Origin of the sequence: Moraxella sp. 179-F 1C4 NHS, assembly GCF_045370505.1 — a bacterium.
GTDB classification, from domain to species: domain Bacteria; phylum Pseudomonadota; class Gammaproteobacteria; order Pseudomonadales; family Moraxellaceae; genus Faucicola; species Faucicola tetraodonis.
In genome coordinates this window covers 1-2,411 of record NZ_JBIQEC010000057.1, presented here as the reverse complement: position 1 = coordinate 2,411, position 2,411 = coordinate 1, and the positions used below count along the sequence as shown (strand labels likewise).

Sequence of the window (2,411 nt, the reverse complement as noted above, 5' to 3'; positions counted from 1 at the left end):
GAAGCCGCAAAAGCCTTGGTCACTTTGGGGTTAACCACGTATGTGGTCGAGTTTGCTCCACAATTGATGGGCGTTCAGCTTGACGCTGCCGGTGGTGAGCTGCTGAAAAAGAAAATCGAAGACTTGGGCGTCACCGTTTTGACAGGCAAAAACACCCAACAAATCATCGACAACCATGATGATGATGCCAGTTTTTTAACCATGCAGTTTGCTGACGGCACTTTGCTCGATACCGACTTGATTCTATTTAGTGCAGGGATTCGCCCTGAAGATACTATGGCACGAGATTCTGGGCTAAAACTTGGCGAACGTGGCGGTATCGTCATTGATGACACATGTCAAACAAGCGAGCCAGATATTTATGCGATTGGAGAATGTGCTTTATGGGATAACAAAATCTACGGGCTGGTTGCCCCAGGCTACACCATGGCAAGCGTGTGCGCCTCGCAAATAGCAGGTGAGCATGACAGCCTATTTGATGGTGCCGATATGAGTACCAAACTTAAACTCATGGGCGTGGATGTCGGCAGTATCGGTGATGCTCATGGTAAAATCAAAGACAGTTTAAGCTTTGTCTACCAAAACCCAAAAACAGGCGTGTATAAAAAATTAGTCACCTCGGATGATGGCAAACGCTTGCTCGGTGCGGTACTTGTGGGTGATACCGAAGATTACAGCAACTTGCTCCAGTTATTTTTAAATGGTATTGATTTACCCCTACAACCTGAAAGCTTGATTTTACCGAATGTCGAAAAGCCCGTTATGGGCGTTGAAAATCTGCCCGATACCGCTACCCTATGCTCATGTTATAACGTCAGCAAAGGTCAAATCTGCGCAGCCGTGGACAATGGGGCCATGACTTATGAAGACATCAAGAGCTGCACCAAGGCCAGTACAGGCTGTGGCGGCTGCGCCCAAATTGTCAAAGATACCTTAGTGTCAGAACTCAAAAAGCGCGGTATTGAAGTCAAAAATCACATCTGCGGGCATTTCGCTTACTCTCGCCAAGAGTTGTATCACTTGGTGCGCGTCAGCAATATCCACACCTTTGAAGAGATGATTGAAAGACACGGACACGGCGATGGCTGTGAAATTTGTAAACCAACGATTGGCTCGATTTTGGCGTCTTGCTGGAATGACTATATTCTTGATAAACCACTGGTTGCGCTGCAAGATACCAATGATGCTTTCTTGGGGAATATCCAAAAAGATGGTACTTACTCTGTCGTACCGCGTATTGCGGGCGGTGAAATTACCGCCGAAAAACTCATTGTCTTAGGTGAGGTAGCACGCGATTTTGGACTTTACACCAAAATCACTGGTGGGCAACGTGTGGATTTATTTGGTGCTCGTAGTGACCAATTGCCCGATATTTGGGAACGCTTGATTAATGCAGGTTTTGAAACAGGGCATGCGTATGGCAAATCACTACGGACTGTTAAGTCTTGTGTCGGTAGCACATGGTGTCGCTATGGTGTAGATGATAGCGTTGGCTTGGCGATCGAACTGGAAAACCGTTATAAAGGCTTACGTGCCCCGCATAAAATCAAATTCGGTGTATCAGGCTGTACCCGAGAGTGCGCCGAAGCCCAAGGCAAAGACGTTGGTATTATTGCCACTGAAAATGGCTGGAATCTATATGTCTGTGGCAATGGCGGTATGCGTCCTAGACATGCTGAACTATTTGCCAGTGACTTGGACACAGCCACGCTGGTTAAATATATAGACCGTTTCTTAATGTTCTACATAAAAACAGGCGACCGCTTACAACGCACGTCAGTCTGGCGTGAAAAAATGGAAGGTGGTCTTGAATATATTCAAGACGTGGTTATCAATGATAGCTTAGGTATTGCCGAAGAACTCGAAGCACAAATGCAAGCGGACATTGACGCTTACCAGTGCGAATGGAAAACCACACTATCTGACCCAGAACGTTTAAAACGCTTTAAGCACTTTATTAACAGTGACAAAGTCGATGACAACGTGGTATTTGTCGAAGAACGGAGCCAAATTCGCCCTGCGACTGCGGAAGAAAAGTTAGTGCTTGGCTATGATGCAACTAAATTCTCAGCCGACACTGCAACACCTGCCTAACTTTAGTAAAATTCACCAAAGTGGGATGCTCAATGGGCATCTCATCGGGTAAAAATATGGAATCAAACCATGAATGAAATCTGTAAACTTGATGATATTATCCCAGAAACAGGCGTATGTGCATTAGTGGGCGGCAAGCAAGTCGCGATCTTCCGCACCCAAAATGATGATGTATTTGCCATGGATAACTTTGATCCTTTTAGTAAGGCTAATGTCATTTCCAGGGGACTACTTGGCAGCTGTGAAATTGACGGGCAAAAAGTGCGTTATGTCGCGTCACCTATGTATAAACAACGTTTTGACTTGGCAACAGGTAA

At 45.7% G+C, this 2,411-nt stretch carries 2 protein-coding genes; both read left to right on the top strand.

Annotated features, from left to right (window positions below; all coding sequences use genetic code 11):
• On the top strand, nucleotides 1–2,094 hold a 2,094-nt coding region (nirB, locus tag ACH0AB_RS11745), incomplete at its 5' end, for a nitrite reductase large subunit NirB (RefSeq protein ID WP_406878254.1).
• Between the two features lie 69 nt (nucleotides 2,095–2,163).
• Nucleotides 2,164–2,411, top strand: a 248-nt coding sequence (gene nirD, locus ACH0AB_RS11740) for a nitrite reductase small subunit NirD (protein ID WP_406878253.1), incomplete at its 3' end; no start/stop codon positions are given.